Origin of the sequence: Fusicatenibacter faecihominis (assembly GCF_020686945.1) — a bacterium.
GTDB lineage: Bacteria > Bacillota > Clostridia > Lachnospirales > Lachnospiraceae > Limivivens > Limivivens faecihominis.
This window is the reverse complement of record NZ_JAJEPR010000077.1, coordinates 1-4,664: the sequence shown is the minus strand read 5'-3', so window position 1 is coordinate 4,664 and position 4,664 is coordinate 1. Positions and strand designations below refer to the sequence as shown.

The 4,664-nt window shown below is 39.0% G+C and carries 10 protein-coding genes; all 10 read right to left on the bottom strand.

Going from position 1 to position 4,664, the window contains the following annotated elements; translation table 11 throughout:
* The coding region (locus tag LKD71_RS17745; RefSeq protein WP_227616399.1) for a replication initiator protein A at positions 1-494 on the bottom strand (494 nt) is incomplete at its 3' end.
* 10 nt (positions 495-504) lie between these two features.
* Positions 505-1,293 carry a replication initiator protein A gene (locus tag LKD71_RS17740; protein ID WP_408611032.1) on the bottom strand — a complete coding sequence of 263 codons (789 nt, stop codon included), beginning with the start codon at positions 1,291-1,293 and terminating at the stop codon, positions 505-507.
* Between the two features lie 52 nt (positions 1,294-1,345).
* A complete protein-coding gene (locus LKD71_RS17735; RefSeq protein ID WP_027090288.1) occupies positions 1,346-1,738 on the bottom strand; it encodes a hypothetical protein in 393 nt (130 codons plus the stop codon).
* 13 nt (positions 1,739-1,751) lie between these two features.
* Positions 1,752-2,150, bottom strand: coding sequence for a single-stranded DNA-binding protein (locus tag LKD71_RS17730; protein WP_027090287.1), 399 nt, complete (start codon positions 2,148-2,150; stop codon positions 1,752-1,754).
* 13 nt (positions 2,151-2,163) lie between these two features.
* Positions 2,164-2,562 (bottom strand): hypothetical protein, encoded by a 399-nt coding sequence (locus LKD71_RS17725; RefSeq protein WP_027090286.1) that lies wholly within the window; start codon positions 2,560-2,562, stop codon positions 2,164-2,166.
* 126 nt (positions 2,563-2,688) lie between these two features.
* Complete coding sequence (locus LKD71_RS17720; protein ID WP_027090285.1) at positions 2,689-3,000, bottom strand: DUF6050 family protein; 312 nt, start codon at positions 2,998-3,000, stop codon at positions 2,689-2,691.
* Complete coding sequence (locus tag LKD71_RS17715) at positions 2,990-3,157, bottom strand: hypothetical protein (RefSeq protein WP_227616398.1); 168 nt, start codon at positions 3,155-3,157, stop codon at positions 2,990-2,992. Before LKD71_RS17715 ends, LKD71_RS17720 begins: the two co-directional genes overlap by 11 nt.
* Positions 3,158-3,161: 4 nt before the next feature.
* Positions 3,162-3,296 (bottom strand): hypothetical protein, encoded by a 135-nt coding sequence (locus LKD71_RS18225; RefSeq protein WP_255633202.1) that lies wholly within the window; start codon positions 3,294-3,296, stop codon positions 3,162-3,164.
* A complete protein-coding gene (locus LKD71_RS17710) occupies positions 3,293-4,198 on the bottom strand; it encodes a ParB/RepB/Spo0J family partition protein (protein WP_027090284.1) in 906 nt (301 codons plus the stop codon). The genes LKD71_RS18225 and LKD71_RS17710 overlap by 4 nt, the downstream gene beginning before the upstream one ends.
* Positions 4,188-4,664: ParA family protein (locus LKD71_RS17705; RefSeq protein ID WP_227616397.1), on the bottom strand; the 477-nt coding region annotated here is incomplete at its 5' end. The genes LKD71_RS17705 and LKD71_RS17710, both read right to left, overlap by 11 nt.

The following is a 4,664-nucleotide window of genomic DNA, read 5'->3' as shown; positions in this document are numbered from 1 at the left end:
TTGCAGTCCGGACTTCTATTTTTTTGCGTTCCGGACTTCCAGTTTCTTGCAATCCGGATTTCCAATTCCTTGCAGTCTGGATTTCCAGTTTCTGGCGTTCCAGAAGCAAAGTATCTTACTGGCTTTCCTCTGCTCCGTTTCACAAAATTTTTCACGTATATGACAGAAGGACGATTATTCCCCTGCCGATACCGTTCGATCAATCCAATGCCATGCACACTGTCAAGCTCATAAAGAAGCTTTGTCACTGTCGTATGCGACATTCGCAACAGCTCCTGTAATTCTGCGATTGTGTAAATGATATAGACATAACCATCACTGTCGATCCAGCCATTTTTCTTGGATAGGCTGATTCGATCAAGCAGAATTCCGTAAAGGAGCTTTGCGTCTGTGGACAGGCTTGCAAACTCTTTTTCTGTGAACAGAGCTTTGGGTATCCGAAAAAAAGAAAACTGGTCAGATTCTTCTGCTCTGAAATATTCAAAATCTGCCATAACTTATTTCCTATTCTTCGGCTTCGTTTTCTTCATAACGTGAATCATACAAAGCATAATCGAATCCCTCCATAAAATCCTCCAGATACATTTTTTTTAACTTCTTATCTGCCATGCTCAAGTCATAAATAAAACTCTTATCATAATCAATAGCGTAAGCAAGTGCTTCCAGGATAATGCTATATCTCTTTCTTGAACAGTCTTTATACTGTCTGTGAAGATATTGCTGAAGTCTTCTTACTCTTTTAAAATCTTCTTCATTTTCATGCAGATATTTAAATGCAAGGTTCATTCCAAACTCAAAACCAGACGTTGGGAAATCCTCTTCTTCCAGATCCTCAAAATCCTCCTGTTCTTCACCTTCCATTGGTTCTGAATCATACTCATCCAGATACCCCATATCTACAATAGTTTTCAGAATATCTCTGGATGCTGCCACCATCTTGTCCATGATAATTTCTCTTTCTTCCAGTGGCATATTTGCCATAATTCTGTCTAATGTCATCATTGATTCTTCCTCCATCTCATTTTCATAAATATCGTTGATATAAAAGTGGTTCGCTTTTCCATTATTCGGAATAATACGCACCAGCTTTCCAACCTGAACCAGTTCCTGTACAGCCTGATCTACTCCATATCGGGTCATATTCAGATTTTTCTTCATTTCACTTTTCGGATAGACAACAAACAGATCTCCATTATGATCTACCCAGCCATTCTGTACCGCAAATTTCAAACGATCCAGAAATAAGCTGTATAAAATCTTTGCTGTATTTGACAGATTTTTGTATTTTTCCATCTGGAACAGCACCTTTGGCACCTGCAGACAATCTACCGGCATATACTCCATCTTACTCATTGATTGTTTTCTCCTTCTGTTTGTATAGCACTTCAGCTGAATTGATATTGATTTCCAACATCCCCACGAAAACCTGATAATACAGCAGGCATATCTGTTCATCCTCCCTTGCCAGATACAATCCTTCCAGTTCATTGGACGGATGTTTCATCCCATATACTGCCTGACAGATATCATGGATTTTCTCACATTCCACACTTCTAAGATGCATCTCCAAGGTGTGATTGAATCTCTGCCAGTCCTCCAGTTTTTGATTTACTGCCATCATGCACTGGAATAGTTCCGCTGCTTCACATGCTGCTGACAGCACTACATTTTTGTTATTGATACTTCCATCGGCATTTTTCATATGCCCTATCATATACACCTGATCTACTGAAACCATCTTTTATCCTCCTCTATCTAAACGGCATTTCCTCTTCCATGCCCTCCGGTATCTCTAAGAACCCTTCCGCATCTTCTGGGAATGGTGGTCTGTCAACCATTTTTGCACCTGCGAATTCAATCCGGTTTGCATACACTTCGGTGGTATAAATCTTTTTCCCGGTATCCTTATCTTCATAATTACCCGTGACAATCTCGCCTTCCACCATGACCTTCGTTCCCTGCATCAGATAATCCCTGGCAAATTCTGCTTTCTTTGCAAAAGCCTTTACCGGAATGAAACTGACTTCATCAGAATAATTTCTTCTGACTGCCAGAACAAACTTGGCAATCTTATGAAGTCCTTTTTCATTCTCCACTTCATTGTATCCAGGATTTCTTACCAATCTCCCGGAAATAATTGTTGTATTCATTGGCTTAACCCTCCTATACTTTCATTGATTTGTAACAGATACCGATACATGGACCACATTTTCCATAGGCACATCCGTAACATTCATCTTTTTCCAACTCTTCCTGCTTCATTTCATCTGCAAACATCTTTAAAAGAGTTGTATAAATCTGTTTCACTGCCAGGAACTTTTCCTCCGCTTTTTCCATCTTCTCTTTGTAAAATGGAATCAATCTACGAAGAATCGGATGGAAACGCTCATTCTCATCATCCCAGGCACAATTTTTCATCATACAGCGTGGCTGTTTCTCATAACTTCCAAGATAATACGGACAAAACGTACAACCTCTTTCTTTGATAATCTCAGGTGAAATTACCGGCATCTGACTTTTGATTTCTTTTGTTACATGCTTGCTTTCAATGCGTTCTCTCATAATAAAATCCTCCAAACTAATATTTGCAAAAGGGATTTACCCTGAATTGCCTGTTTTTAGGCACAAAAAAAGAGGCAGACTTACGATTTTTGTTTTCGCAAGCCTGCCTCTTATCAAACTAATCTTCTATTTTCCAATGATATACCGTATAAAAACGTATATCGCTCTGATCACATACACTGGAATCATGATACTTCCGATCAATGCTCCAATGATGACACTTAATGCAGCCATACCAAGTGTTGCTGTGGTATCCATTCCCCTTGGGATTAGAATCAGCCGCATTTTATGTATTCCAAATGGTAATCCGGCAATAAATATCCACCAGAACCAATCTGTCTGACCGCTGACTTTCATAATTGTTTTTGTCATCCAAAACCAGAATACCATAAATGCCAGCGGCAGAATTGATTTTTTAATTACATCTTCAATCGTCACCTTTTTTCTCCTTCTGTCTGATTCCTTCCGTCACCTCCCGATTGAGGTTTGCCAATATTTCTCTAATCACAGGAGAATCCAATCGAAAGGTTTCCAGATCTTTCTCCGTAAGCTCCCTTCCGTTCGCATCATATCTTCGTACATTTTTTAAAGCCATACTTTCACTTTCTTCCTGCTGATAATCTTAATGTTTTCAACAAATGTTTAAACTTCTCTCTTTTCATCTGTTTAACACGTATCTTTTCTATCTTTTTCCTATAGACTTGTATTCTACTTGCCATATCTTCATTGCTCATTCTTCACCCTCTCTTTCTGCCCACGATGCCAGAAGCATAAATATAATTTCTTCCATCTGAGTCTTTGTATATGTCTCTGGAAAATATTGTTTCAACTTTTTCGCCGGAATCTGCACTTGAACTTTTTCAGTACTTTCATTCATGCAAATCTGGTCAATCTCTGAATACGTCAACATCCGTTCTTTTGAAATCTGTTTCAATTCCTTTGCCTGCTTCATGGACGGTACCATATTGTGATTACTCATATACTGAAGTAACACCTGTTGTTCTTCATTTCTCAAATATGAAATTTCAACAGCCGTGTTAAAAGGAAGTTTCTTATCATCTGCCATTTCCAACAGTTCGGGAAGTAACAATGTCAAATGAATATATCTTAATATTTGTCTGGAACTATCTTCAGTATTCTGACTGACTTCCTCTGCCGCCAACTTCTTGCCAACTTGGCAAGAAGTTAAATCGGATCTCTTACCCTGTCGTTTCAATGCCTCATATTTCATTTTATAAGCAAAAGCTTTTTCACTGATTAAGAGTTCTTCTCTTTGAATATTGGAATCTACCATAATCACCGTTGATTCATCATCCGTAAGATCTTTGATGATAACCGGCATTTTCTCTAATCCTGCAAGTTCACATGCTCGTTTTCGCCGATGACCTGCTACCAACTCATAACCCCCAGACTCTCTCAACCGCACAATGCCAGGAACCAATACGCCGTATTGTATAATACTTTCTGATAATTCTTCCATTTTCTTATCATCTCTTACTTGAAATGGATGATTCGGAAATGGATGAAGACTTCCGATTGCTATCTCACTAATTCCATTGATTGACTCTTCGTTTGTTCCAAACAATGCATCAAGCGGCTGTAAGGAAACGGGAGTTGCTCTTTTTTTAGATGGCATCTTCTAGCACCTCCTCCGTCACTCTCCGATAAGCCTCTGTAGCTTTGCTTTTCGGATCATAAGAGAAAATACTCTGTCCTTCTCTGACTGCTTCCTTCATTCTTACAGAAAATGGAATATAATTATCAAAGATATGGATTTGACTTCCATATGCATTTCTGAGAAGCTCCATATTATTTCTGGCATCATTCGTATGAGCATCGACCATCGTAAACAAAATACCTCCTACTTGCAGCTTCGGATTGATCTGCTTACGGACCTTGCCGATTGTTTTTAACAGTTGCTGCAATCCTTTGATTGGTAGGTAGGACGCTTCAACCGGAATGAGAACTTCATCCGATGCAGCCAGCGCATTAATCGTAATCATTCCCAATGATGGCATACAATCTATGATGACTGCATCATATTGATCCTTGATACCATATAAAATCTGTTTCAATACATATTCCCTGCTCATTGCATTTAC